Genomic DNA, 25488 nt, shown 5'->3' on the forward strand with positions numbered 1-25488 from the left:
GCCGAAAAACGCGGGCCCATGGGCTTGAGCCAATTTCCTGCGTTAGCCGGTAAGTTTTCCTTCAAATACCTACGCATTTTTCTTGCTGAGTTCGGGATACTTCCCCAGTCGTTCAGGGACTTGTCCCGACTGTCTTGCCTTGATACAAGCCGCGCCTTTCCTCTACCGTTATCGCCTGTCTATTGCGCTCCTGGATTCGCCATGTCGTTGGCCCGCTTGCGTTCACTATTCTTCCCGGCGTTGCTGGCATCGATACTGGTCCAGGCTGCCGCCTATTACCTGGAATTCGGCATGGGCCTGGTGCCATGCCCGCTGTGCTACAGCCAACGCCTGTTCCTGGGCGCGTTTGCCGTGGTCTGCCTCTGCGCGGTGGTGCATTCCCCGGGGCGTCTGGGTACCCGCATCTATGCCGCTCTGGCGCTGTTCTTTGCCGCAGGTGGCGCGCTGCTCGCCGCCCGGCACGTGTGGCTACAAGGCAATCCGGCGCTTTCAAGCACCGAGTGCGAACCGGCTTTTGACTACGTTATCGAAAGCATGCCAACGCTCCAGGTCATCAAGGCAATGGTCATCGGCAGCCCCGATTGCGTGCCTATCAACTGGAGTTTCCTGGACCTGACCCTGCCTGAATGGAGCCTGTTGTCCTTTGTGTTGCTGGCAACCTTGCCGACCTTCCGCCTGCTCGGCCGCACCCGCCCCCTGTTCACCCGCGCAGTAAAAAACTGAGGCGAAGTTTTTCACAGTGCAAGCGACCGGCGGCAAAGGATGGTCGGATTAAACACTTGTATGAACTTTGTCGCGTGCGTACCTTGAAGGCTAGGGCGCACGGGAATAATCTCCCTGCACGCATACCGAAAACACAGCTGCTCGATGCCGCTCTGCTGATTCCACCTTTGCTCTGCACATTTGCGGCGCGGGGGCAGGGGCATTACCCAGAAGGGAAGAGATCGCCATGCTAGATAGTTGTCAGAATGCTCAGGAACGCTGGGGTGGGGTTCATAAGCTCATTGACCGCTGGTTGGACGAGCGTGCAGAGCTGGTGACGGCCTTCCGCGAGCTGCGTGATGCCAAGCCGGCGTTTGCCGACAAGGACAAGAACCGTGACTTCTGTGCGGTGCTGATCGATTACGTGTCAGCGTGGCATTTCGAAGTGAGCGAACAACTGGTCAGCGAAGCCAAGGCGTTTGGTGATACTCGCGGCCTCGAGCTGGCCAAGCAGATCAGCCCTCGCATCGACGCCATCACCGAAATCGCTTCGGCTTTCAACGATCACTGCGACAAGGGCAACTGTAACGACCCTGAACGTTTCGCGGAAAAGCTGGGCAAGCTCGGCAGCCTGTTGCATGAGCGTTTCGAGCTCGAGGATTGCCTGATCGAAGTGCTGCATACTGCGCACAGTGAAGAAGGCGCGGTGCAGGCCTGACGGTGCTGCCGACCCTCAGTCGGCAACCCCGAGCAGTTCGATCTCGAACACCAGCGGCGTATAGGGTGCAATCAGGTCACCCGCGCCATCGGCGCCGTAAGCCTGCGCCGAAGGGATCACCAGCCGCCATTTCGCCCCGGTCGCCATCTGCGGCAATGTCACCTGCCAGCCCTCGATAACACTGTCCAGATTGAACCACTGTGCCTGCTGGTTCTGATCGAACACGGTCCCGTCCGGCAACTTGCCAACATAGCGAACCTGGACTTTGCCTCCCGCTTTGGGTTTGCTGCCAGTGCCGGCCTGCAATTCGCTCACGAGTATGCCTTCAGCCAGTTCACGCACTCCGGGCCTGGCCCGTTCAGTGGCCATGAAACGTTTCTCTGCGCTCAGCAATTGTTCGGTCTGGGCTTGAACTGCAGCCTCGTTGGCCTGGGCATCATGTTCACTGAGTATTGCCGTCATGCGCTCTTTGCTCAGCGCCAGCGGCTTGTTCTGATAAGCCTGGCGCAACCCTTCGATCAAGGCATCGAGTTGCAGGCCGGGAACTTCGGTACGCAGGCGTTCACCCAGGCTGGCGCCCAGGCTGTAGGCCAGGTCATGGTCACTTGTCGAAGTAGTTTCAGGCGCTGCAATTAACGATGTCGGCAATAGCAACAGGGTAAGGATTAGATAGCGCGGCACAGGCTCGCTCCTGCTTCAGAGGAAACAAAGTATGCCAGCCTTCGCTCGTCACTTCGTGTAAATATCAGCAACACTTTGTGCAGCATCTACACTTGTTTCCAGCTGCAGCGATAACAACTTTGCCCAGGCATGCAACGCGGCGCATTTAATACTGTCAACATGCCCTAGCGGCGGTAGCAGCAGAAGCATAGTATGAGCCGCAATCTCGTCAGCCAGGAGGTAAACCATGTCGGCCAATAAGAAGCCAGTAAGTACGCCGTTGCACCTGCTCCAGCAACTCTCGGGCAGCCTGCTCGATCATTTGGAAAATGCCTGCTCGCAAGCGCTGGCTGATGCTGAAAAACTGCTCGCCAAGTTGGAAAAACAACGGGGTAAGGCACAGGAAAAACTGCACAAGTCCCGTCTTAAACTGCAGGACGCTGCCAAGGCTGGCAAAGCCAAGGCACAGGGCAAGGCCAAGGACGCTGTGGCCGAACTGGAAAAGTTGCTCGACAATTTGAAGGACCGTCAATCGCAAACGCGCACCTACATCCTGCAACTCAAGCGTGACGCTCAGGAAAGCCTGAAACTGGCCCAGGGTGTTGGCAAGGTCAAGGAAGCCGCCGCCAAGGCGTTGACCCTGCGTTCGGCCAAACCTGCTGCAGTGGCTGCTGCCAAGCCAGCCGCCAAACCTGCTGCCAAGGCACCGGCCAAAGCCGCGAGCAAACCTGCTGCCAAGCCTGCGGCAAAACCGGCCGTTAAAGCCGCCGCCAAACTAGCAGCCAAGCCTGCTGCTAAAGCACCCGCGCGCACTGCTGCAGCCAAGCCTGCTGCTGCCAAACCGGCCGCCAAGCCTGCTGCCAAAGCCCCTGCCAAGCCTGCGGCGAAAACTGCAGCGGCAAAACCGGCAGCCAAGCCGGCAGCTAAACCCGTTGCGGCAAAACCTGCCGCTAAACCAGCAGCGGCAAAACCAGCAGCCAAGCCAGCCGCAAAAGCTCCGGCCCGTACCGCTGCAGCCAAACCGGCCGCGGCAAAAGCCCCGGCTAAGCCCGCTGCCAAACCTGCCGCGGCAAAGCCCGCCGCCAAGCCAGCCGCTAAGCCTGCTGCCGTAAAAGCACCCGCCAAGCCTGCTGCAAAGCCCGCTGCAGCCAAACCAGCAGCCAAGCCGGCTACTCCAGCAGCACCGGCAGCAGCCGCTGCTCCTGCACCGGCAGCCGCTGCGTCGTCTGCACCAGCAGCTTCGGTAACACCGGCCACTCAGACCCCGTCTTCGGCGTCCTGAGTCGTCAGCATCACGGCGCGCAGCCTGTGCAGCGCGTCGTGATGCGCACCGGCGACTTCGGGGGCCAGCCAGCTTATCCAGTCCAGTGCGGTTTCGGGCGTTGCTGCCCAGTCCTTGCAGGCCGTCTCAAGGCGCTCCAGCAGGATGCGTTCTGCCGCTAACTCCAGACCTTTTACCTGCTCGCGCAATCCCGTCAATTGCGGATCCCTGGCTGCCTCGTCTCGCCAGGACTGACGCAGGGCGCGCAGTGGTTTCACCACTTCGGTTTGCCAGGTCTCGGCCAGCTCCGTGAGCTGTCGCACCCGTTGTTCGTTCGCTGCTACGCCACGCGCACTAAGCCAGATGCCGCACAGCAGCAGGCAGACGTCGCCACCCAGGTCCTGCCATTGCAGGCAGGCGGCTTCCACGCCTGGTCGGGCGTAAAGCTTCAGGGCAAAATTCCACAGGTCGGTGTGCATTGTCCCACTCGCGCCAGTTGCCGACGAAGCTGGTAGACTCCGCGGCCATTATGATCAGACTATCGAACCTCACTTTACAGCGTGGTCCACAGCGCCTGCTAGAAGGCGCCGAGATGACCCTGCACGCCGGTCATAAAGCCGGCCTGATCGGTGCCAACGGCGCCGGTAAATCCAGCCTGTTCGCCTTGCTGCGCGGCGAGTTGACGCCCGACTCCGGTGACTGTCAGCTGCCTGCGGACTGGCGCATCGCGCACATGCGCCAGGAGGTCGATACCCTCGACCGCCTGGCGGTCGACTATGTACTCGACGGCGATGCCCGCCTGCGCAAGGTCCAGGCCGACCTGGCTGCGGCCGAAGCCGCCCACGACGGCACTGCGCTGGCACGCCTGCACATCGAACTCGACAGCGCCGACGGTTATACCGCCGACGCCCGGGCGCGCAAGTTGCTGGCGGGTCTTGGCTTTACCAACGAGCAGATGGACCGCCGGGTCGGCGACTTCTCCGGTGGCTGGCGGATGCGCCTGAACCTGGCCCAGGCACTGATGTGCCCGTCCGACCTGTTGCTGCTCGATGAACCGACCAACCACCTGGATCTCGATGCCATCCTCTGGCTGGAAGACTGGCTCAAGGGCTACCCCGGCACGCTGCTGCTGATTTCCCACGACCGAGACTTCCTCGATGCCGTGGTCGATCATGTCGCCCATGTCGAGCAGTGCAAACTGACCCTCTACCGTGGCGGCTACACCGCGTTCGAGCGCACCCGTGCCGAGCGTCTGGCGCAGCAGCAACAGGCCTACGAGAAGCAACAGGCCCAGCGCGCGCACATGGAAAAGTACATCGCCCGGTTCAAGGCCCAGGCTACCAAGGCCCGTCAGGCGCAGAGCCGGATCAAGGCCCTGGAGCGCATGGAAGAGCTGTCGGCGGCCCATGTCGATTCGCCGTTCGACTTCGTCTTCCGCGAGTCGGAGAAAATCTCCAGCCCGTTGCTCGATCTGTCCGAAGGCCGTCTGGGCTATGGCGACAAGACCATCCTCGAGAAGGTCAAGCTGCAGCTCACGCCGGGTGCGCGGATCGGCCTGCTGGGCCCGAACGGCGCTGGTAAGTCGACCCTGATCAAGAACCTCGCCGGTGAGCTGGAGCCCCTGAGCGGGCGCCTGGTGCGTGGCGAGAACCTCTCGGTTGGCTACTTCGCCCAGCATCAGCTCGACTCGCTGGACAACAAGGCCAGCCCGCTGCTGCACCTGCAACGCCTGGCGCCGACCGAGCGCGAGCAAACGCTGCGCGATTTCCTCGGTGGCTTCGACTTCCGTGGCGGGCGCATTGACGAGCCGGTGCTGAACTTCTCCGGCGGCGAAAAAGCCCGCCTGGCTCTGGCCCTGATTGCCTGGGAGCGGCCGAACCTGTTGCTGCTCGATGAACCGACCAACCACCTGGACCTCGAAATGCGCCTGGCGCTGACCATGGCCCTGCAAGAGTTCAGTGGCGCGGTGCTGGTGGTCTCCCACGACCGTCACCTGCTCAAGAGCACCACCGATGACTTCCTGCTGGTAGCCGACGGCAAGGTCGAGGCTTTCGATGGCGATCTGGACGACTACAGCCGCTGGCTGGTCGAGTACCGTCAACGCAATGCTCCGGTGAGCAGCGCGCCGGTCAATGCCGACAAGACCGACAAGAAGGCTCAGCGCCAGGCCGCAGCGGCCCTGCGTCAGCAGCTGGCACCGCACAAGCGTGAAGCCGACAAGCTGGAGCGCGAGTTGGGCAGCGTGCATGAGCAACTCGCCAAGGTCGACGCCGGCCTCGGCGACAGCGCGCTCTACGAGGCGGCGCGCAAGGACGAGCTGCGTGACCTGCTGGCTCAACAAGCCAGGCTCAAGGTCCGTGAAGGGGAGCTGGAAGAAGCCTGGATGGCTGCCCTGGAGACGCTTGAGAGCATGCAGGCGGAGCTGGAGGCGTTGTCCTGATGGAATCCTTGCAATGGCCATTGCCGGTGGAATGGATCGCACCGTTCTGGCTGGGTTTGCAGATCCTGCTGATCCTTTCGGCGGCGTTCATCCTGCAGCGTGTGGTTGCGCGTTGCCTCAAGCGCCTGGGCGAGCGCTATCCGTTGCCGCCCGAGCTGCTGATGCCGCTGCGCGGTGGCCTGCGCTGGCTGATCATGGGCAGTGCGCTGATCTTCGTCCTCGAACGCCTGGGGGTTTCCGCCACGGTGCTGTGGACCGCCTTGTCCGGTTTCGTTGCGGTGGCGGCAGTGGCGTTCTTCGCCATGTGGAGCGTGCTGTCGAACCTGCTCTGCGCGGTGCTGATCTTTACCGTCGGGCCATTTCGCATCGGTGATGTGGTCGAGCTGGTCGAAACCATCGACAAGCCCGGCGTCAAAGGCCGGGTGGTCGCGATCAACCTGTTGTTCACCACCTTGATCGAACTGCCGGAGGCTGGCGGTGCGCTGGTGCAGGTGCCCAACAGCCAGTTCTTCCAGAAATCGGTACGGCGCTGGCGCGGTGCCGAAGTACTGCCGCTGGTGAGCGAAAGCAAAACTTCGGACAATTGATCGGTCGCAGAAAAAAATCGTGGTGATTTTTTCGCCAGGGCACTAGCTTAGAGGTTTGTAACAAGTTAGTGCCGAGGTGCGCGATGTTATTGGAAACGTGGTTGGCATTTTTTGCCGCTTGCTGGGTAATCAGTCTGTCGCCGGGGGCCGGGGCCATTGCCTCGATGTCCTGTGGCCTGCAATACGGCTTCTGGCGCGGCTACTGGAACGCGCTAGGCCTGCAGCTGGGCCTGGTGCTGCAGATTGCAATCATTGCCGCCGGCGTCGGTGCCATCCTCGCGACATCAGCCACTGCGTTCCAGGTCATCAAATGGTTCGGTGTTGCCTACCTGGTGTATCTGGCGGTCAAGCAGTGGCGCGCGCTGCCGGCTGACATCAGTGACAATTCCGCCGTACGCCCCATCGGCAAGCCGCTGAGCCTGGTGTTCCGTGGCTTTCTGGTCAACGTCAGCAATCCCAAGGCGCTGATCTTCATGCTCGCGGTGCTGCCGCAGTTCATCAACCCGCATGCGGCCCTGCTGCCGCAGTACCTGATCATCATCGCGACCATGGTCACGGTCGACCTGATGGTCATGGCGGGTTATACCGGGCTTGCAGCCAAGGTGTTGCGCCTGCTGCGCACGCCCCGGCAGCAGCGGCGGATGAACCGTACCTTTGCCGGGTTGTTCCTGGGCGCGGCGACGTTGCTGGCGAGTATCCGTCGGGCGCCGGTTTAGGAGCCCGCGATAAACTCACCGCACACAAAAAAGGCGACCCGAAGGTCGCCTTTTTGCTTTCTCAGCGCAAAATCTGCGCCGGCTCATCAGGCGGCAAGTTGTTGCGCGCCGGTGCACGTTCGTGCCCCGGTACGCTACCGCCCAGTTGCTCGGCCATCTGCCGCGCAACGTCCATTCCCAACTCCTTCGAGACCTCACGCACCACCCGCGGGCGGTTCAGGGTTACCCGCACATCCTGGCTGTTGACCAGCTTGGTGTCCTGGCCTTCGCCCATGGCGGTGAACGCCGAGGTGATCTCGTAGGTCTTGGTGTTGATCAGGCTGAAGTCGGCCACCAGGCTCAGGCCAAGGATGGCCGAATAGCTGTTGGTGTTGTCCAGGGAGGTGATATCGCGCTGGAAATCGATATCCGACAAGGTGCCGAACAGCACGTAGTCGGCGCCCTTGAAGTTGCCGTTCTTGATGCGCCGGATCACGTCATACACGTCGCCTTTGGCATCGGCGGTGTAGGGCGTGCCCTGAACCAGCTGAAACATCCCGGACTTGAGAATCTCGCCCTTGATGTCACCGGTGAACTTGCGCAGTTCGGTCTGCTCGATGTAGCTGTCGCGGCTCTCGTACTCGCTGTAGCTCGACGAGCCACTGGCGTGGTACATGCTTGCCTGGCCGCTGCTCTGCGCCGAGACCGTGTGGATGTACTGCTCCACACGCTCCTGGTACGCGAGGTCGGTGACCGCGACCTTGGGGGCCGCTTGCACGCTGAACGCGCAAGCCAGGCCCAGAACGCCCATCCATGCACGCATTGCTTAGCGCTCCGTGGTCTTGCGGATTTCTTTTTCGTCCATCCACTCGGCCAGGCCGCTTTCAACGTCGATCAACTGCAGGCTGAACTTGTAGAACACGTCCTTGTAGTCGCTGCTGCGCTTGACGATCGAGCTGATCGAGCCTTCCAGGCGGTACTTGGCGGCGATCATGTTGCCGGTCTTGGCCACAGTGCCCTTCTTGTACAGGCCGCTCTGGTTCTGCAGCTTGAGCTGGTCGACCTGGCTCTGCATCTGGGTGTTGTCGCTGGCGAAGCGGGCGGTGCCGGACTTCATCAACTGGGTCTTGATCGAGGTGGTGATCTCGCGGGTATCGATGTACTCGCTGGTCTTGTTCTTCACGTCATAGACCTGCACCACCGGGCGACCCTGGAGGATGCCGGACTGGGCCAGGGAGCGGGTCATGGATTCGGCGATCATCTGCAGGTCGGTCGAACCGAACTCGTTGGTGACCAGTTCCACGGCCTTGCTGTCGCCGTAGCCGATGTTCTTGCCGCCCAGGACCGGCGACGGGGTGCTGCAGCCGCTGACCAGAGCAATGGCGAGGGCGGCGAGGGAAATGCGTGCAATCATGAAAAGGTGCTCCTGCAAAAATGATTACTGAGACTGAACTTCAAGGCGGAAATCGGTGGCCTGCGGCACGGGTGCGATAGCCGGCAACACGCTGGCCTGCTTGCCGTACAGGGTCACGGTCTTCCAGCTTTCTTCATCGGCAACCGGGAAGCCGTCGTTACCCAGCCAGGCGAAGCGGTAGAACAGGGTTTTGTTGCTGCCGCTGGTGTTGTTCAGCGACACCTTGACGGTCAGGAAGCCGTTCTCGCGCGCAACGCGCATCGGGCCGGTTTCGATGTTCTTCAGTTTGCCCATCTTCACCACCTTGCTGGCGGCGCTGCCAGGCTCTGGCGGTGGCGGGGTCGCGCAACCGGCCAGCAGGGCAGTGACGAGAACGGCGAGCAATTTGATACGCATGACGCTTCCTTAAGGTTGTTTGAGGCTGGCGACGGCCTGACCCGCGGCTTTCGTTTCCACATGCAGGGCTGGACCACCGGCAAAGACCTGGTTGCCGACCACGCGCAGGGTGACGACCTGGAACGGGCGGTCGATCTTCACGCTGACCTGGCTGCCACCCAGGCTCGACGGCAGGCTGAGCTGGTGCTCGCCCTGGCGCAGGCGCACGCGGGCAACCTGGGTTTCGTCAGGCAGGGTGCGCCAGGTGCGGGTGTCGGCACCTTCGGTGATGGTCGAGGCAATACCGACGGCGAGGCCGGCCAACGGGTTGACGTCGTTCAGCTGCTTCTGTGCCACGCCACGGGAGATGGCCCGTACGCTGGTACGCAGGATGATCCCCGGCATGTCGTCACGCAGGGCGCGGCGCGACATGGCGGTGGTGCTGTTGAGGGCGGTCAGCTTCAGCTCGCGGTCATTCAGGTAGATCTCGCTGAAGTGCGCAGTGGAAGTGTCTTCCTTGATCACCGGGAACGACAGCGGGGTGATTACCAGGTTGCCGCTGATTGGCAACGGCAGTGGGACACGCACCGAGTCGCGGGCCGGGGCCAGGCCGCTCTGGATCACGATCAGCACGTCGCTGTCGGTGGTTTTCGCTGCGGGCTTGTCCAGTTCGAGCAGGGCCTGCTCCAGCAGCGGGGTGTTCGGGCGCAGCTCGGCAGCCTTGCGGTAGCCCGGTGCAGCCAGGCCTTTTTCGCCCAGGGCTTCGTACACATAGCCGGACAGGTAGTGGCTGAACGCACTCTGGTAGCTGTTCTTCAAGCCGACCACTTCCGGAGCGTCGAGGCTGGCTACCGGGTAACCCTGGAGCTCCTTGTACTCGGTCTTGACGCCTTCTTTCTCGGCCTCTTCTTCGCGCTTGAGGTACTCCTTGTCGCGCAGCTCGGCGATGACCGCTTCACGCTCGTGGGTCTTCTTGATTTCGGTACGGGCGCCGTCGAAGTCGTTCTGGGCCAGCAGGTTGAGGGCCATCTGCGTGGTCAGCATGACTTTTTCGTAGTCGTAGCCTTCGTAACGGCGGACCTTGTCGTTGACCAGGTAGCTGCCGAACTGGCTCAGGTACTTGTCGGTGTCCAGCTTGACCGACTCTTCCCACTTGAACACCACGTCGTCGGCACTGCGCCAGGCCAGCTGGCTGCCGGCCAGGTCGCCCTTGGAGCGCAGCAGTTCGCCTTTCTCGAAGTAGTAGAGAAGGTCTTTGTCCTCACCCTTGTTGTTCTTTTCCAGCAGTTGCAGGGCAGCGTCGACGTTGCCGCTGCTCAGGTGCTGGTTGGTTTCCTGAAGCTCGCTGTCGTAACTGCGAAAGGCCGAGCAACCAGCCAGTTGGATGGCCGCGACCAGGGTCGCGACGGTGAGGACACGGGATGCCATCTGAATTCTTCTTCCCTGAATTGATGAGAGGCCTGGGGGGCGAGACGGCTGTCATCTCTCTGGCGATATCGCCAAATCCTCTTAAAAGAAGAGCCTAAATTCTTATCCGCTATATAGCGGCGCGGCATTATAAACGCATTTGCTGGCTAATTAATGGCGTTTTGCTTTTTGAATCTGCCGTTGTGCCAGCATTCACATATCGGCCGACGAACGGTTGTTCTTTAGCCGGGAGGGATTCAGGGCTATTTGTCACAAAATTTTTCAAGGATCAGCCTGACAAGCCTTGAGCGAAGGGCAGTGGAAGTGAACAATGCTTTACCTCGTATTTCCATTTGAGAGTCGCTCATGATTCCCCGTTCCCGCTTACTCGCCTGGCTGCTCTGGCCGGTGCTGGCGTTGAGCAGTGCCACACTGCTGGCCGACAGCACCGATGGCGCTGCCAAGGCCCTGCACCTGCTCGATTACATCGGTGCCGATTACCCGGCCACCGTTGAGGCAGGCAAGGTCATTGACGAAGGGGAATACCGCGAGCAGCTCGAGTTCATCGATGTGCTTCAGGGGCTGATCGTCGCCTTGCCTGCGCGTGCGGAGCGCCGGGCCCTGGAGCAAGGTGTGGTCAATTTGCGTCAGGCGGTCAGCCAGCGTCAGGACGGCCCGGGCGTCGCCCGTCAGGCCCGTCTGCTCGGCGCGCAACTGGCGGTGGCTTATGAAGTCAGCCAGGCGCCGATCATTACCCCGGACCCGAGCCGCGGCGCGCCGCTGTATGCCCAGCATTGCTCGGTGTGCCATGGCGATACCGGCGCTGGCGACGGCCCGGCCGGCCTCGGCCTGACCCCGCCGCCGGCGAACCTGCGCAGCGCCGAGCGGCTCGACCGTTTGAGCCTGTTCGACCTGTACAATACGCTCGGCCTGGGTATCGAAGGCACCGACATGCCGTCGTTTGCCGACCAGCTCGACGAGCGTCAGCGCTGGGACCTGGCGACCTATGTCGCCAGCTTCACTGCCGATCCGGCCAAGGCCAAGGGTGACAAAGCCTACAACCTCGCCGACCTGGCCCGTCAGACGCCGGCCGAAGTCGAAGCCAGTGAAGGGCCGCAAGCGCTTGCCCGGTTCCGCGCCCAGCGTGCCCAGCCGCCACAGGTTCAGCGTGGCCCGGCGCAACTGCTGGAGTACACCGCCAGTACGCTGGACAAGAGCCTGGCGGCATATAAGTCCGGCGACCACGAACAAGCCTATGACCTGTCGGTAGCGGCCTACCTGGAAGGTTTCGAGCTGGTTGAAAGCTCGCTGGACAACGTTGATGCCAACGTGCGCAAGGACACCGAAAAGTCACTGATGGCGTACCGGCAGTCACTGCAGGACGGCTTGCCGCTGGAGCAGGTGCAACAGCGCCTGGATGCGGCCAAGGCCAAGCTCAAGGATGCCGCCGGCCTGCTTGGCGGTGATGGCCTGAGCTGGTCGCTGAGTTACATTTCAGGCCTGCTGATCCTGCTGCGCGAAGGCCTGGAAGCAATCCTGGTGCTGGCGGCGATCCTCGCCTTCCTGCGCAATACCGGCCAGCAATCGGCGGTGCGCAGCGTCAACGTGGGCTGGGGCCTGGCCCTGCTTGCCGGGCTCGGTACCTGGGCGCTGGCGGCGTATGTGATTGACGTCAGCGGCGCCCAGCGCGAATTGCTTGAAGGCTGCACGGCACTGTTTGCCAGCGTCATGGTGCTTTGGCTGGGCGTGTGGATGCACGATCGCCGCCACGCGGCGGCCTGGCAGGACTACATCAAGAGCAGCCTGGTCAGTGGCGGCGGGCGCTTCGGTTTTGCCGTGCTGGCGTTCTTTTCGGTGTACCGCGAGTTGTTCGAAGTCATCCTGTTCTACGAAACCCTCTGGCTGCAGGCCGGCCCCGCCGGGCACAACGCGGTGCTGGCCGGTGGCGCCACGGCGCTGGTGCTGCTGGTCGGCCTGGCCTGGGTGATCCTGCGCGGTTCGGCCAAGCTGCCGCTGGCGCTGTTCTTCAGTATCAACGCGGCATTGCTGTGCGCCTTGTCGGTGGTGTTTGCCGGGCACGGGGTCAAGGCCCTGCAGGAAGCCGGGGTGTTCGGTACACGGCCGGTGGCGTTCTTCGATTTCGACTGGCTGGGGATTCATGCCGATGCCTACTCGTTGGCGGCGCAGGTAGTTGCGCTGCTGGCCATTGCCATCCTCTACGGGCGCAGCCGCCTGGCCGAGAAGCGCCGCCAACTGGCGGGCTGATTTGAAGCGAAACGGGTGAGCAGGGATACTGTTCCCCCGTTTTTGTTGGAAATCTGTGCCATGCGTGTGTGGATCGATGCCGACGCCTGCCCCAAGGCGGCCAAGGATCAACTGGTCAAGTTCGCTCTCAAGCGACAGCTGGAAGTGGTGCTGGTGGCCGGGCAGAGCCAGATCAAGCCGGCCTTTGCCTGCGTCAAACTGATCGTCGTGCCCAGTGGTCCGGATGCCGCCGATGATTACCTGGTCGAGCACGCCGTGCCTGGCGAACTGGTGATCTGCAGTGATGTGCCGCTGGCCGATCGCCTGGTCAAGAAGGGTGTTGCCTGCCTCGACCCGCGCGGCAAGGAATTCGACGAGCGCAACATGGGCGAGCGCCTGGCGGTGCGCAACCTGTTCACCGACTTGCGCGAGCAAGGGCAGGTCGGTGGTGGTCAGGCGCCTTATGGCGACCGTGAGAAGCAGGCGTTTGCCAACGCCCTGGACCGGATCCTGACCCGCCTGGCGCGCCAGGTGCCATAGCCGCTGGCTTGGGCTGGCGATCACCCTGTGGGAGCTGGCTTTGCCAGCGATCGAGCGCGCAGCGGTCGAAAGTCAGGCAGCAATGAGGTGTTGACTGTACAGGCCTCATCGCCGGCAAGGCCGGCTCCCACAGTGGATCTGTGCCTCACTCCAGTGTTCAGTCATTCTCGTGGGTCAGTTCCAGCACCCGGTCGACCAGCTTGTAAATGCCACCTGCCGCTTCGCTGATGCTTTTGGCCAGCATGTAGGCCGGGGTGCTGACCAGCTTGCGCTGGGTGTCCTCGACGATGTCATGGACATCGCATTCCTCATGGGTGCCGCCCATCTTGACGATGGCCGCGCTGGTGCCGGCATCGTTACCGATGGTGCAGACCACGCCGGGGCCGTAGATCTTCGCCGCCAGGGCCGGTGAGATGCAGATCAGGCCGACCGGCTTGCCGGCTTCGGCGAAAGCTTCAGCCAGGGCCAGGACGTCCGGGTGCACGCTGCATCCGGCGCCTTCCACGGCAAAATTCGAGAGGTTTTTCGCCGCGCCAAAGCCGCCCGGCACGATCAGTGCGTCGAAGTCCTTGGCGTCGGCTTCACGCAGGTCCTTGACCTCGCCGCGGGCGATCCGCGCCGATTCCACCAGCACATTGCGAGTCTCGGGCATTTCTTCGCCGGTCAGGTGATCGATCACATGCATCTGCGCAATGTTTGGCGCAAAGCACTGCACTTGCGCCCCGCGCTGATCCAGGCGCAGCAGGGTGATCACGCTTTCGTGAATTTCGGCGCCGTCATAAACGCCACAGCCGGAAAGAATCACAGCAACTTTTTTCTGGGTCATGCTCACTACTCCCGATTCGAGGCGCTAAATGTCCTCTAGTTTGGCAGATGTGGCCATAGGGGTTGTGCCATTCCCGGCCTAATCTTGCTGGATAGCCTGGAGATGGATAACCCATGGACCTGATCCTGTTGGCGGTACCGTTTTTCTTCGTTCTGATCGTGGTCGAACTGCTCGCCGACCAGTGGCGGGGCATGCGTACCTATCGCCTGGCGGATGCTATCAACAGCCTCAGCGCCGGGGTGCTGTCGACCACCACCGGCCTGTTGACCAAGGGCGTGGGCCTGGTTACCTACGCCCTGGCCTGGGAACATCTGGCACTGTTCAAACTGCCGGGCGAGGCGCTGTGGGTGTGGGTGCTGGCGTTTGTCTTGTATGACTTCTGCTATTACTGGCTGCACCGTATGGGCCACGAGCGCAACATCCTCTGGGCCGCTCATTCGGTGCATCACCAGAGCGAGGACTACAACCTGTCCACGGCCTTGCGCCAGACCAGCAGCGGCTTCTTGCTGTCTTGGATCTTCTACCTGCCGATGGCCGTGCTGGGCGTGCCGCCGCTGGTGTTCATCACCGTCGCGGCGCTCAACCTGCTGTACCAGTTCTGGGTGCACACCCGGCACATTCCGAAACTGGGCTGGTTCGAATGGCTGTTCATTACCCCGTCCAATCATCGTGTCCACCATGCGCAGAATCCTCTGTACTTGGATCGCAACTACGGCGGAGTGTTCATTGTCTGGGATCGTCTGTTTGGCACCTTCCAGGAAGAGGATGACAACGAGCCGGTGATATTCGGCGTGACCACGCCGCTGGCCAGCTGGAACCCGCTGTGGGCCAACCTGCAGTTCTATGCCCAGCTATGGAGCGATGCGCGGCGGGCCGAGCGCTGGTGGGACAAGCTGCGGATCTGGTTCATGCCCACTGGCTGGCGCCCGGATGACGTGGCCCGGCGTTATCCACAGGCCAAGCAGGACTTGAGCCGCTTCGAGAAGTTCGAGGTGCCCCTGGCCTGGCCGCAGCAGCTTTATGTTGTTGTGCAGTTCGCGGCTTATGTGGCGTTGGGCAGTTACTTGATGGAGCACGCCGAGCAGCTGTCGGTCGGCGCATTGCTGCTGGGCTGGGGCTTGATGGCGTTTGGTTTGTTCGTGCTGGGCACGGCGCTGGAGAACCGGCCCTGGGCCTTGAGGCTGGAGCTGCTGCGTCTGGGGTTGAATGCCCCGGCCATGCTGCTGGCCGGGACTACCGGCTTATGGCCGGTCACCGCCCTGGCTTGGGTCTTGCTGCTTGGCTACAGCTTGCTCAGCCTGTTCGGCCTCTACGGCAGCCGCTTCCTTGCGCGCAACGCGGGCAGCCTTGAATCGCCGGCGCAGCCACAGGCAGCCGCCGAGCACCAGCAGGCCGCCGAGCACCCATAGCTCGTATTTCTTCACGTTGCCCAGCAGGCCTTCGAGAATGGCGCCGAAGTGATAGGCAGCGGCGCCCAGGGCCAGGGCCCAGATGGCTGCGCCAATGCCGTTGAGCAGCAGGTAGCGGCGCGGCGGGTAGCCGGACAGGCCGATGGCCACCGGCATCACCGTGCGCAGGCCATAGACGAAGCGGAAACTCAGAACCCAGATGTCCGGATGACGGCGAATGTGCTCCAGCGCACGGTCGCCCATCATCTGCCAGCGCGGTTTGCGCGCCAGCAGTTTGCGCCCATGGCGGCGCCCCATGAAGTACCACAGCTGGTCGCCCGCGTAGCTGCCGAAGAAGGCCACTACGACCACCAGGTTGATATCCATGTATCCGCGGAACGCAAGGAAGCCTGCGAGAACCAGGATGGTCTCACCTTCGAAAAACGTGCCGAGAAAAAGGGCAAAGTAGCCGAAATCCTGCAGGAATTGTTGGAGCATTTTCTGGGTGCTGGCGAAATGAACGCGCAGCCTAACCCTTCGTGGCCTTTGGGGAAAGTGTCCAAATGTGTCTCGACGTGAACATTTCCTACAAGGACAATGACTGCGTCCTCAAGTCGCAGGGTTGCCCTTGGCTGTCATACAGGCGTCATAATGGCCGCTTATAACTGTCGCGCTCGCCCGCCTGCGCGGGCTCAGGAGTCTGCCGTGAGCTTTACCCCCGCTAACCGTTTGTTTCCTGCCACCCGTCTGCGTCGCAACCGTCGTGACGACTTTACCCGTCGTCTGGTTCGCGAAAATGTTCTGACTGTCGATGACCTGATCCTCCCGGTGTTTGTCCTCGATGGCGAAAACCGCCGCGAAGAAGTCGCCTCGATGCCGGGCGTCGAGCGTTTGTCCATCGACCTGTTGCTGGAAGCTGCGCAAGAGTGGGTAAAACTGGGCATTCCGGCCCTCGCGCTGTTCCCGGTAACCCCGGTGGAAAAGAAATCCCTCGACGGCGCCGAAGCCTGGAATCCCGACGGTATTGCCCAGCGTGCCACTCGTGCCCTGCGTGAGCGCTTCCCGGAACTGGGGGTGATCACCGACGTTGCCCTGGACCCATTCACCACCCACGGCCAGGACGGCATTCTCGATGAAGAAGGCTACGTCCAGAACGACATCACCGTCGATGCCCTGGTACGCCAGGCGCTGTCCCATGCCGAAGCCGGTGCCCAGGTGGTCGCACCATCGGACATGATGGACGGCCGCATCCAGGCCATCCGTGAAGCCCTGGAGCTGGCCGGTCACGTCAACGTACGGATCATGGCCTACTCGGCCAAGTACGCCAGCGCCTATTACGGCCCGTTCCGCGATGCGGTCGGCTCGGCGCTGAACCTGGGCAAGGCCAACAAGGCCTCCTACCAGATGGACCCGGCCAACAGTAACGAGGCCCTGCACGAAGTGGCCGCCGACCTGTCGGAAGGTGCCGATATGGTCATGGTCAAACCGGGCATGCCGTACCTGGATATTCTTCACCGGGTCAAAGACGAATTCAAAGTGCCGACCTTCGTGTACCAGGTCAGCGGCGAGTACGCCATGCACATGGCGGCGATTCAGAACGGCTGGCTCAGTGAAGGGGTTATCCTTGAATCCCTCACCGCTTTCAAACGGGCGGGCGCCGATGGCATCCTCACCTATTTCGCTGTTCGCGCTGCTCAATTGATGAGAGGGCAGTAACGCCCTTCAGGAACGCTAGATGAATAACGAAGTACTTACCGACGTCGCTGTGAAAGACGCCCAGCCTGTGCCCGAGCAGATGGTCGAGACCCCGCCGGAACCGCCTGCGGTTGCCGAGCCTGCGTTCGAAGCCCCTGCGGTAGAGGCGCCAGCTCCGGCACCGGTGGCCGCGCCGGCCATCGTCATTCCCGGCCTGGACGACAGCAGCCTGTACATTCATCGCGAATTGTCCCAGCTGCAGTTCAACATCCGCGTGCTGGAACAGGCGCTGGATGAGTCCTATCCATTGCTGGAGCGACTGAAGTTCTTGCTGATCTTCTCCAGCAACCTGGATGAGTTCTTCGAAATTCGTGTGGCGGGCCTGAAGAAACAGATCACCTTCGCCCGTGAACAGGCCGGCGCCGACGGCTTGCAGCCGCACCAGGCGCTGGCGCGGATCAGCGAGCTGGTGCACAGCGAAGTCGATCGCCAGTACGCGATCCTCAACGACGTGCTGCTGCCGGAGCTGGAAAAACACCAGATCCGCTTCATCCGCCGCCGGCACTGGAACACCAAGCTCAAGACCTGGGTGCGGCGCTTCTTCCGTGACGAGATCGCACCGATCATCACCCCGATCGGCCTCGACCCGACCCACCCGTTCCCGTTGCTGGTGAACAAGAGCCTGAACTTCATCGTCGAGCTTGAAGGCGTCGATGCCTTCGGTCGTGATTCAGGCCTGGCGATCATCCCGGCGCCGCGTTTGCTGCCGCGGGTGATCAAGGTGCCGGAGGAAGTCGGGGGGGCTGGCGACAACTATGTGTTCCTGTCGTCGATGATCCACGCTCACGCCGATGACCTGTTCCAGGGCATGAAAGTCAAGGGCTGCTACCAGTTCCGCCTGACCCGTAACGCCGACCTGGCGCTGGACTCCGAGGATGTCGAAGACCTGGCCCGGGCCCTGCGCGGCGAGCTGTTCTCGCGCCGTTATGGTGATGCCGTGCGCCTGGAAGTGGCCGACACCTGCCCCAAACACCTCTCCGACTACCTGCTCAAGCAGTTCAGCCTGAGCGAGAGCGAGCTGTATCAGGTCAATGGCCCGGTCAACCTGACCCGGCTGTTCAGCATCACCAGCCTGGACAGCCACCCGGAGCTGCAATACACGCCGTTCACCCCGGCGATCCCCAAGCTGTTGCAGAACAGCGAGAACATTTTCAGCGTGGTCAGCAAGCAGGACATCCTGCTGATGCACCCCTTCGAGTCGTTCACTCCGGTGGTCGACCTGCTGCGCCAGGCGGCCAAGGACCCGCACGTCCTCGCCGTGCGCCAGACCCTGTACCGCAGCGGTGCCAACTCGGAGATCGTCGACGCGCTGGTCGACGCCGCGCGTAACGGCAAGGAAGTCACTGCGGTGATCGAATTGCGTGCGCGTTTCGACGAAGAGTCCAACCTGCAGATGGCCAGCCGCCTGCAGGCTGCTGGTGCGGTGGTGATCTACGGCGTGGTCGGCTTCAAGACCCACGCCAAGATGATGCTGATCCTGCGCCGCGAAGCCGGCGAGATCGTCCGCTACGCGCACCTGGGTACCGGTAACTACCACGCCGGCAACGCCCGCCTGTACACCGACTACAGCTTGCTGACCTCCGATGACGCCCTCTGCGAAGACGTCGGCAAGCTGTTCAGCCAGCTGATCGGCATGGGCAAGACCTTGCGCATGAAGAAGCTGCTGCACGCGCCGTTCACCCTGAAAAAGGGCATGCTCGACATGATCGCGCGCGAAACCCAGTTCGCCCTCGACGGCAAGCCGGCGCACATCATCGCCAAGTTCAACTCGCTGACCGATCCGAAGATCATTCGCGCGCTGTACAAGGCCAGCCAGTCAGGGGTGCGTATCGATCTGGTGGTGCGTGGCATGTGCTGCCTGCGCCCGGGCATTGCCGGGGTATCGCACAACATTCAGGTGCGCTCGATCATCGGCCGCTTCCTCGAACACACGCGGGTGTTCTACTTCCTCAATGGCGGCGAAGAGCAGATGTTCCTCTCCAGCGCCGACTGGATGGAGCGCAACCTCGACAAGCGCGTCGAGACCTGCTTCCCGGTCGAGGGCAAGAAGCTGATCCTGCGGGTGAAAAAGGAACTGGAAGGGTACCTGACCGACAACACTCACGCCTGGATCCTGCAACCGGATGGCCGCTACGTACGCAGCACGCCAACCGGCAACCAGAACCCGCGCAGTGCCCAGGCCACTCTGCTCGAGCGCCTGAGCAACCCGGTGCTTATCGTACGCTGAGTACGAAGCCGACCCGGGCCAGCCACTCGGCCTCCAGGCCGAAGTCGGCCTGGGTCAGCTGGTTTTCATCCAGCCAGCCCACAGGGAACTCGACGTCCAGGCTGTCGCCTTTGGCGTGCAGGGTCACCGTGGGCATCTGCTGGGTGCCGCGGATGTGGTGGAACAGGATCGCAAAGCGCAGTAGCACGCACAGGCGGATCAGCTTGGCGGCGTCGTCGCCGAACTCGGCGAACTTGTCCTTGGGAATGTTGCGCCGGTGGCCGCGTACCAGCAGCGCGAGCATCAGTTGGTCTTCCCGGGAGAAGCCGGAAAGGTCGGAGTGCTCGATCAGGTAGGCGCCGTGCTTGTGGTAATGGTAGTGGGCGATGTCCAGGCCCACTTCATGCACCTTGGCCGCCCAGCCCAGCAGTTCACGCCAGATACCGTCTTCCAGGTCCCAGTCCTTGGCCACCTGGTCGAAGGCATGCAGGGCCTTGCGCTCGACCCGTGCCGCCTGTCCCTGATCAACGTGGTAACGCTCCATCAGCGAGGTCAGGGTGCGCTCACGTACGTCTTCGTGGTGATGGCGGCCAAGCAGGTCGTAGAGCACGCCTTCGCGCAGAGCGCCGTCGCAGTGATCCATGCGTTGCAGCTCAAGGGCGTCGAAAATCGCTTCCAGGATCGCCAGGCCTGCCGGGAATATCGCCCGGCGGTCGGGTTTGACCCCGTCGAAGTCAATCTTGTCGGTTTCCCCCAGCTTGAACAGCTTGCGTTTGAGCCAGGCCAGGCCTTCGGCATTGACCTCGCCGCTGCCCATGCCACCGGATTTCAGCGCCAGGCCAATGGCGCGGATCGTCCCCGAAGAGCCGATGGCTTCATCCCAGGTCAGGCGGTGCAGGGCGTTTTCAATGCTCATCAGCTCCAGGCGTGCGGCGGTGTAGGCCTGGGCGTAGCGCGCCGGGGTGATCTTGCCGTCGCGGAAATAACGCTGGGTGTAGCTGACGCAGCCCATCTGCAGGCTTTCGCGCAGCAGCGGCTCGAACCGCTGGCCGATGATGAATTCGGTGCTGCCGCCGCCGATGTCGGCGACCAGGCGCTTGCCCGGGGTGTCGGCCAGGGTATGGGACACGCCAAGGTAAATCAGGCGGGCTTCTTCACGACCGGAGATGACTTCCACCGGGTGGCCAAGGATGGCTTCGGCGCGGCGGATGAATTCGCCACGGTTGCGCGCCTCGCGCAGGGCGTTGGTGCCAACGATGCGTACGGCGCCATCGGGCAGACCGTTGATCAGTTGGGCAAAACGCTTGAGGCAGTCCAGGCCGCGTTGCATGGACTCTTCGCTGAGCTGGCGCTCTTCGTTGATGCCGGCGGCCAGCTGAACTTTTTCGCCGAGCCGCTCCAGGATGCGGATCTCGCTATGGTGGGCCTTGGCGACCACCATGTGGAAACTGTTGGAGCCCAGGTCTATGGCAGCGATCAAGGACAGATTCTTGGCTGTGGTTTGCGGCATGGTCATGGGTTCTCGGTCGATAACCCGGCAATCCTGCCACGATCCGGCGCTGGCGCCAACGCGCAGCGTATCAAGGCTTGATATGGGGCAGGTTGTGCGGGAAATATGACTTTCCCGTGACAGCAGCGATATGCGCGGTCATGCACAACTATAGTTACACTCAATCGTTCCCGGCTTCCTGTAGGCGGCGGGTGCAGCTATGATGGGCCACGTTTTTTTGCTTACGACCTTGGAGACTTCCATGAGCAGCGATCTTATCAAACACGTCACCGACGCCACCTTCGAAGCCGAAGTTCTGAAGGCTGAAGGCCCGGTGCTGGTCGACTACTGGGCTGAATGGTGCGGCCCTTGCAAAATGATCGCGCCGGTTCTGGACGACATCGCCGCTACCTACCAGGGCAAACTGACCGTCGCCAAGCTGAACATCGACGACAACCAGGAAACCCCGGCCAAGCACGGCGTGCGTGGCATCCCGACGCTGATGCTGTTCAAGAACGGCAACGTCGAGGCCACCAAGGTCGGTGCACTGTCGAAATCTCAGCTGGCAGCCTTCCTGGACGCCAATATCTGAGTGAAAAAAGCCCCGCATTCGTCGGGGCTTTTCTTTATCTGGTGACTAGACGCCAGAAAAAGCAGGTGTTACATTCGGCCTCGCACTGTTTCTTCGGTGCCCTCTGCACGCCGTCGCCGACGCATCCCTAATTCGAATCAGTACGCGATCCTGTCGCCTTCTTTGCGGCGCGGCTTCATTAAGCCAGAAGCTTAATTCCCCCTTCTTACATGATTACGTCACTCCCCTTATGAACCTGACTGAACTCAAGCAAAAGCCGATTACCGATCTGCTCGAAATGGCCGAACAGATGGGCATAGAAAATATGGCCCGTTCGCGCAAGCAAGATGTGATTTTCTCCCTGTTGAAAAAGCATGCGAAAAGCGGCGAGGAAATCTCCGGTGACGGCGTGCTGGAGATTCTCCAGGACGGCTTCGGCTTCCTGCGCTCGGCCGATGCCTCGTACCTGGCCGGCCCGGACGACATCTACGTGTCGCCAAGCCAGATCCGCCGTTTCAACTTGCGTACCGGCGACACCATCGTCGGCAAGATCCGCCCGCCAAAAGAAGGCGAGCGTTACTTCGCCCTGCTGAAAGTCGACACCATCAACTTCGACCGGCCGGAAAACGCGAAGAACAAGATCCTGTTCGAGAACCTGACGCCGCTGTTCCCCAACGAGCGCCTGAAGATGGAAGCCGGCAACGGTTCCACCGAAGACCTCACCGGCCGGGTTATCGACCTCTGCGCCCCGATCGGCAAAGGCCAGCGCGGCCTGATCGTCGCTCCGCCAAAAGCGGGCAAGACCATCATGCTGCAGAACATCGCGGCCAACATCACCCGTAACAATCCCGAGTGCCACCTGATCGTCCTGCTGATCGACGAGCGCCCGGAAGAAGTGACCGAAATGCAGCGCACCGTGCGCGGCGAAGTGGTTGCCTCGACTTTCGACGAGCCGCCAACCCGCCACGTGCAGGTTGCCGAAATGGTCATCGAGAAGGCCAAGCGCCTGGTTGAACACAAGAAAGACGTGGTCATCCTGCTCGACTCCATCACCCGTCTGGCCCGTGCCTACAACACCGTGATCCCGAGCTCCGGCAAGGTCCTCACCGGTGGTGTCGATGCCCACGCCCTGGAGAAGCCGAAGCGTTTCTTCGGTGCCGCGCGTAACATCGAAGAAGGCGGTTCGCTGACCATCATCGCCACCGCGCTGGTCGAAACCGGCTCGAAGATGGACGAAGTGATCTACGAAGAGTTCAAGGGTACCGGCAACATGGAGCTGCCCCTGGACCGCAAGATCGCCGAGAAGCGTGTCTTCCCGGCCATCAACATCAACCGTTCGGGTACCCGTCGCGAAGAGCTGCTGACCGCCGACGACGAGCTGCAGCGCATGTGGATCCTGCGCAAGCTGCTGCACCCGATGGATGAAGTTGCTGCTATCGAGTTCCTGATCGACAAACTCAAGCAGACCAAGACCAACGACGAGTTCTTCTTGTCGATGAAGCGCAAGTAAACTGCTGCGCTGGGCAAGAGCCGGGGCGACCCGGCTTTTTGCTATCTGTACTTTGGCTATTCTGAGCAGCCGAGTTCGGCGCTACACTCTGCAGCCCGACCGCTACGGCAGCCAATACGAGGCTTTTGCATGCAGTATCGCGATTTGCGCGACTTTATCCGTGGCCTGGAACAGCGCGGCGAACTCAAGCGCATCCAGGTGCCGATCTCTCCAGTCCTGGAAATGACCGAAGTCTGCGACCGCACCCTGCGCGCCAAAGGCCCGGCCCTGCTGTTCGAAAAACCTACCGGCTTCGACATTCCGGTGCTCGGCAACCTGTTCGGTACCCCGGAGCGGGTAGCCATGGGCATGGGTGCCGAGTCGGTCAGCGAGCTGCGCGAAATCGGCAAACTGCTGGCCTTCCTCAAGGAGCCCGAGCCGCCGAAAGGCCTCAAGGACGCCTGGTCGAAGCTGCCGATCTTCAAAAAGGTCGTGGCAATGGCGCCGAAGGTGGTCAAGGATGCGCCGTGCCACGAAGTAGTCATCGAAGGCGACGATGTCGATCTGGGCCTGCTGCCTGTGCAGCATTGCTGGCCGGGCGACGTTGCGCCGCTGATCACCTGGGGCCTGACCGTTACCCGCGGGCCGAACAAGGACCGCCAGAACCTGGGTATCTATCGCCAGCAGGTAATCGGCCGCAACAAGGTCATCATGCGCTGGCTGAGCCATCGCGGCGGCGCCCTGGACTATCGCGAATGGTGCGAAAAGCACCCCGGCCAACCCTTCCCGGTGGCCGTGGCCCTGGGCGCCGACCCGGCGACCATTCTCGGTGCTGTGACGCCGGTGCCTGATACCCTGTCCGAATATGCCTTCGCCGGCCTGCTGCGCGGCAACCGCACCGAGCTGGTCAAATGCCGTGGCAGCGACCTGCAGGTGCCGGCGACAGCCGAAATCATTCTCGAAGGCGTGATCCATCCGGGCGAAATGGCTCCGGAAGGGCCGTACGGCGACCACACCGGTTACTACAACGAAGTCGACAGCTTCCCGGTGTTCACTGTCGAGCGCATCACCCACCGCACCAAGCCGATCTACCACAGCACCTACACTGGCCGTCCGCCAGATGAGCCGGCGATCCTCGGCGTGGCGCTGAACGAAGTGTTCGTGCCGATCCTGCAGAAGCAGTTCCCGGAGATCACCGACTTCTACCTGCCGCCTGAGGGCTGCTCGTACCGCATGGCGGTGGTGACCATGAAAAAGCAGTACCCGGGCCACGCCAAGCGCGTAATGCTGGGTGTCTGGTCGTTTTTGCGACAGTTCATGTACACCAAGTTCGTTATCGTCACCGACGACGATATCAATGCGCGGGACTGGAACGACGTGATCTGGGCAATTACCACGCGGATGGACCCCAAGCGCGATACGGTGATGATCGACAACACCCCGATCGATTACCTGGACTTTGCTTCGCCGGTGTCCGGGCTGGGATCAAAAATGGGCCTGGATGCCACCCACAAGTGGCCGGGTGAAACCACCCGCGAGTGGGGCCGGGTCATCGTCAAGGATGAAGCCGTCACTCGGCGGATCGATGAGCTTTGGCATCAGTTGGGAATAGACTAAATGCAGGTAACCTTGCAGCCGTCCGGGGCCGTGTTGGCGCTCAAGCCCGGAGAAAGGATTCTGGATGCGGCGCGGCGCCTGGGCTACGACTGCCCGCAGAGCTGTCGCAACGGTAACTGCCATGTCTGCGCCGCGCTGCTGGTCGAAGGCCGGGTGCGCCAGGATGGCGTCGAGCGTGATCACGGCGAGCTGTTCACTTGCATCGCCGAGCCCCTGGAGGACTGTGTCTTGTTGTGGGATGGCGTGCTGGCCCTGGGCGAATTGCCGGTACGGACCCTGGCCTGCCAGCTCAGCGAATGCGTGGAAGTCGGCGGCGACGTCTGGCGCGTGCGCCTGCGTGCGCCAGCCGGCAAGCCACCGCGCTACCATGCTGGGCAGTACCTGATGATCGAGCGTGACAGCGGCGACAAGGCCGCCTTCTCGCTGGCCTCGGCACCGCACAGTGGCCGCGACCTTGAGCTGCATGTGCTGGCCCGCGAGAACAGCGCACTTGAGCTGATCGCCCAGTTGCAACGCAATGGCATGGCACGGCTCGAGATGCCGTTTGGCGACACGCACCTGGCGGAGTTGCCCGACGGCCCGCTGGTGCTGATCGCCGCCGGTACCGGCATGGCGCAGATGCACAGCCTGATCGAGCATTGCCGGGCCAGCGGTTTCAAGCACCCGGTGCACCTGTACTGGGGCGTGCGCCTGCCGGACGACTTCTACCAGATCGAGCACTGGGCCGAATGGGAGCACCTGCCCAACCTGTTCCTGCACAAGGTGGTCAGCGATCTGTGTGGTTGGGAAGGGCGCTGCGGCCTGCTGCACCAGGCGGTGTGTGAAGACATCAGCGACCTGGCCGGTGTGCATGTCTATGCCAGCGGCTCGCCGAACATGATCTATGCCACGCTCGATGCCCTGGTCGAAGCCGGCATGGATGCGCATCAAATGCGCGCCGATGTATTCGCTTATGCCCCACGCAATTGAATGACGGAATAAGGCACGCTGCAACAGCGTGCCGGCTTAAATAACGGTTGGCGTTGCCCGTGGTGATAAGCCAATAATTATTGGCAACAACGAAAATAACTTTCGCTACACTTGAAACAGTGCACCTGTTATCGC

General features: G+C 61.9%; 23 protein-coding genes and 1 pseudogene. 15 read left to right on the plus strand and 9 right to left on the minus strand.

Features of this window, described 5'->3' with window-relative positions:
* The first annotated feature begins 201 nt into the window (after positions 1 to 201).
* Positions 202 to 723 carry a disulfide bond formation protein B gene (locus tag CCOS864_RS01495; protein ID WP_115084745.1) on the plus strand — a complete coding sequence of 174 codons (522 nt, stop codon included), beginning with the start codon at positions 202 to 204 and terminating at the stop codon, positions 721 to 723.
* Between the two features lie 226 nt (positions 724 to 949).
* The gene (rsd, locus tag CCOS864_RS01500; RefSeq protein WP_115084747.1) at positions 950 to 1420 is read left to right on the plus strand and encodes a sigma D regulator; all 471 of its coding nucleotides are present in this window, start codon (positions 950 to 952) and stop codon (positions 1418 to 1420) included.
* A 15-nt stretch (positions 1421 to 1435) separates the two neighbouring features.
* Here rsd and CCOS864_RS01505 read toward each other — a convergent pair whose 3' ends face one another.
* Complete coding sequence (locus tag CCOS864_RS01505) at positions 1436 to 2101, minus strand: FKBP-type peptidyl-prolyl cis-trans isomerase (RefSeq protein ID WP_115084749.1); 666 nt, start codon at positions 2099 to 2101, stop codon at positions 1436 to 1438.
* Positions 2102 to 2327: 226 nt separating this feature from the next.
* On the opposite strand from CCOS864_RS01505, the gene CCOS864_RS01515 reads away from it, so the two are divergent.
* Positions 2328 to 3362: an AlgP family protein gene (locus CCOS864_RS01515; RefSeq protein ID WP_115084751.1), complete on the plus strand. Its 1035-nt coding sequence runs from the start codon at positions 2328 to 2330 to the stop codon at positions 3360 to 3362.
* Here the strand turns inward: CCOS864_RS01515 and CCOS864_RS01520 are convergent.
* On the minus strand, positions 3338 to 3820 hold the full coding sequence (locus CCOS864_RS01520; RefSeq protein WP_115084753.1) for a TIGR02444 family protein: 483 nt from the start codon (positions 3818 to 3820) through the stop codon (positions 3338 to 3340). The genes CCOS864_RS01515 and CCOS864_RS01520 overlap by 25 nt on opposite strands.
* A gap of 50 nt (positions 3821 to 3870) precedes the next feature.
* Here CCOS864_RS01520 and abc-f point away from each other — a divergent pair, with 50 nt between their 5' ends.
* The 3 genes from abc-f to CCOS864_RS01535 all read left to right on the plus strand — a co-directional run bounded on the left by abc-f (position 3871) and on the right by CCOS864_RS01535 (position 7084).
* Positions 3871 to 5781: a ribosomal protection-like ABC-F family protein gene (abc-f, locus tag CCOS864_RS01525; RefSeq protein WP_115084998.1), complete on the plus strand. Its 1911-nt coding sequence runs from the start codon at positions 3871 to 3873 to the stop codon at positions 5779 to 5781.
* Positions 5781 to 6368 carry a mechanosensitive ion channel family protein gene (locus CCOS864_RS01530; protein ID WP_115084754.1) on the plus strand — a complete coding sequence of 196 codons (588 nt, stop codon included), beginning with the start codon at positions 5781 to 5783 and terminating at the stop codon, positions 6366 to 6368. The genes abc-f and CCOS864_RS01530 overlap by 1 nt, the downstream gene beginning before the upstream one ends.
* A gap of 83 nt (positions 6369 to 6451) precedes the next feature.
* A complete protein-coding gene (locus CCOS864_RS01535; protein WP_115084756.1) occupies positions 6452 to 7084 on the plus strand; it encodes a LysE family transporter in 633 nt (210 codons plus the stop codon).
* A gap of 61 nt (positions 7085 to 7145) precedes the next feature.
* Here CCOS864_RS01535 and CCOS864_RS01540 read toward each other — a convergent pair whose 3' ends face one another.
* The 4 genes from CCOS864_RS01540 to CCOS864_RS01555 are packed head-to-tail and all read right to left on the minus strand — an operon-like array spanning position 7146 to position 10280.
* Positions 7146 to 7886 (minus strand): penicillin-binding protein activator LpoB, encoded by a 741-nt coding sequence (locus CCOS864_RS01540; protein WP_115084758.1) that lies wholly within the window; start codon positions 7884 to 7886, stop codon positions 7146 to 7148.
* Between the two features lie 3 nt (positions 7887 to 7889).
* Complete coding sequence (gene lpoB, locus CCOS864_RS01545; protein WP_115084760.1) at positions 7890 to 8477, minus strand: penicillin-binding protein activator LpoB; 588 nt, start codon at positions 8475 to 8477, stop codon at positions 7890 to 7892.
* Positions 8478 to 8501: 24 nt separating this feature from the next.
* The gene (locus CCOS864_RS01550; RefSeq protein ID WP_115084762.1) at positions 8502 to 8873 is read right to left on the minus strand and encodes a YcfL family putative periplasmic lipoprotein; all 372 of its coding nucleotides are present in this window, start codon (positions 8871 to 8873) and stop codon (positions 8502 to 8504) included.
* Between the two features lie 9 nt (positions 8874 to 8882).
* Positions 8883 to 10280: a COG3014 family protein gene (locus CCOS864_RS01555; protein WP_115084764.1), complete on the minus strand. Its 1398-nt coding sequence runs from the start codon at positions 10278 to 10280 to the stop codon at positions 8883 to 8885.
* A gap of 345 nt (positions 10281 to 10625) precedes the next feature.
* Here CCOS864_RS01555 and CCOS864_RS01560 point away from each other — a divergent pair, with 345 nt between their 5' ends.
* Both CCOS864_RS01560 and CCOS864_RS01565 read left to right on the plus strand, forming a co-directional pair.
* The gene (locus CCOS864_RS01560) at positions 10626 to 12524 is read left to right on the plus strand and encodes a cytochrome c/FTR1 family iron permease (protein ID WP_115084766.1); all 1899 of its coding nucleotides are present in this window, start codon (positions 10626 to 10628) and stop codon (positions 12522 to 12524) included.
* 60 nt (positions 12525 to 12584) lie between these two features.
* Entirely contained in the window at positions 12585 to 13043 is a 459-nt protein-coding gene (locus CCOS864_RS01565; RefSeq protein WP_115084767.1) for a YaiI/YqxD family protein, read from the plus strand.
* Positions 13044 to 13200: 157 nt separating this feature from the next.
* Here CCOS864_RS01565 and elbB read toward each other — a convergent pair whose 3' ends face one another.
* Positions 13201 to 13869, minus strand: coding sequence for an isoprenoid biosynthesis glyoxalase ElbB (gene elbB / locus CCOS864_RS01570; RefSeq protein ID WP_115084769.1), 669 nt, complete (start codon positions 13867 to 13869; stop codon positions 13201 to 13203).
* Positions 13870 to 14060: 191 nt separating this feature from the next.
* Between elbB and CCOS864_RS28580 the strand changes: the two are divergent.
* A pseudogene (locus CCOS864_RS28580) lies at positions 14061 to 14609 on the plus strand (sterol desaturase family protein); the annotation flags it as partial.
* 501 nt (positions 14610 to 15110) lie between these two features.
* Here CCOS864_RS28580 and CCOS864_RS01580 read toward each other — a convergent pair.
* Positions 15111 to 15755, minus strand: coding sequence for a DedA family protein (locus tag CCOS864_RS01580; protein ID WP_166675748.1), 645 nt, complete (start codon positions 15753 to 15755; stop codon positions 15111 to 15113).
* A 207-nt stretch (positions 15756 to 15962) separates the two neighbouring features.
* Here CCOS864_RS01580 and hemB point away from each other — a divergent pair, with 207 nt between their 5' ends.
* Together hemB and ppk1 are read left to right on the plus strand one after the other, a co-directional pair.
* Positions 15963 to 16973 (plus strand): porphobilinogen synthase, encoded by a 1011-nt coding sequence (gene hemB / locus CCOS864_RS01585; RefSeq protein ID WP_115084772.1) that lies wholly within the window; start codon positions 15963 to 15965, stop codon positions 16971 to 16973.
* Between the two features lie 19 nt (positions 16974 to 16992).
* Entirely contained in the window at positions 16993 to 19239 is a 2247-nt protein-coding gene (gene ppk1 / locus CCOS864_RS01590) for a polyphosphate kinase 1 (protein WP_115084773.1), read from the plus strand.
* Here the strand turns inward: ppk1 and ppx are convergent.
* Positions 19226 to 20728 carry an exopolyphosphatase gene (gene ppx / locus CCOS864_RS01595; RefSeq protein ID WP_115084999.1) on the minus strand — a complete coding sequence of 501 codons (1503 nt, stop codon included), beginning with the start codon at positions 20726 to 20728 and terminating at the stop codon, positions 19226 to 19228. The two genes, ppk1 and ppx, sit on opposite strands and share 14 nt — an antisense overlap.
* Positions 20729 to 20969: 241 nt before the next feature.
* Between ppx and trxA the strand changes: the two genes are divergently transcribed.
* The 4 genes from trxA to CCOS864_RS01615 all read left to right on the plus strand — a co-directional run bounded on the left by trxA (position 20970) and on the right by CCOS864_RS01615 (position 25353).
* A complete protein-coding gene (gene trxA, locus CCOS864_RS01600) occupies positions 20970 to 21299 on the plus strand; it encodes a thioredoxin TrxA (protein WP_045201042.1) in 330 nt (109 codons plus the stop codon).
* Between the two features lie 229 nt (positions 21300 to 21528).
* Positions 21529 to 22788 carry a transcription termination factor Rho gene (gene rho, locus CCOS864_RS01605; protein ID WP_028942380.1) on the plus strand — a complete coding sequence of 420 codons (1260 nt, stop codon included), beginning with the start codon at positions 21529 to 21531 and terminating at the stop codon, positions 22786 to 22788.
* Positions 22789 to 22917: 129 nt separating this feature from the next.
* Positions 22918 to 24384, plus strand: a complete 1467-nt coding sequence (ubiD, locus tag CCOS864_RS01610; RefSeq protein ID WP_115084774.1) for a 4-hydroxy-3-polyprenylbenzoate decarboxylase — start codon at positions 22918 to 22920, stop codon at positions 24382 to 24384.
* On the plus strand, positions 24385 to 25353 hold the full coding sequence (locus CCOS864_RS01615) for a CDP-6-deoxy-delta-3,4-glucoseen reductase (protein WP_115084775.1): 969 nt from the start codon (positions 24385 to 24387) through the stop codon (positions 25351 to 25353).
* Positions 25354 to 25488 lie beyond the last annotated feature (135 nt).

The organism is Pseudomonas wadenswilerensis (assembly GCF_900497695.1).
Classification (GTDB): Bacteria; Pseudomonadota; Gammaproteobacteria; order Pseudomonadales; family Pseudomonadaceae; genus Aquipseudomonas; species Aquipseudomonas wadenswilerensis.